At 60.8% G+C, this 255-nt stretch carries 2 pseudogenes; one reads left to right on the top strand and one right to left on the bottom strand.

From position 1 onward, the window contains the following. A pseudogene (locus tag MTX35_RS26395) lies at positions 1-109 on the bottom strand (AraC family transcriptional regulator); the annotation flags it as partial. Positions 110-174: 65 nt separating this feature from the next. Between MTX35_RS26395 and MTX35_RS26390 the strand changes: the two are divergent. Continuing rightward, positions 175-255, top strand: a pseudogene (locus MTX35_RS26390) (antibiotic biosynthesis monooxygenase); the annotation flags it as partial.

Here is a 255-nt window from a genome sequence, read left to right as displayed (position 1 = left end):
CGATGTCGATGACCGACGCGACAGCCGAACCGAAGCAGCCGTCGATCGCGATCAGTCCGATACGCATGGCGCGAACAATAGCAATACTGTCGTATACGCCACTCCCCACCGGCCCTCGCTCGTCATAAGCTGAACTCGCCCCACGAAGAACCCCGACTTCAAGGAGAACCCCTCATGTCCACACCCGCATCACTTCCGTATGCCTTCGTCGCCAAGATCGTCGCGGCCGATGGACAGCACGACGCGCTCGCCGAT

Source organism: Rhodococcus sp. ARC_M12, from assembly GCF_022810385.1.
GTDB classification, from domain to species: Bacteria; Actinomycetota; Actinomycetes; order Mycobacteriales; family Mycobacteriaceae; genus Rhodococcoides; species Rhodococcoides navarretei.
This window is presented reverse-complemented; position numbering and strand designations above follow the sequence as displayed.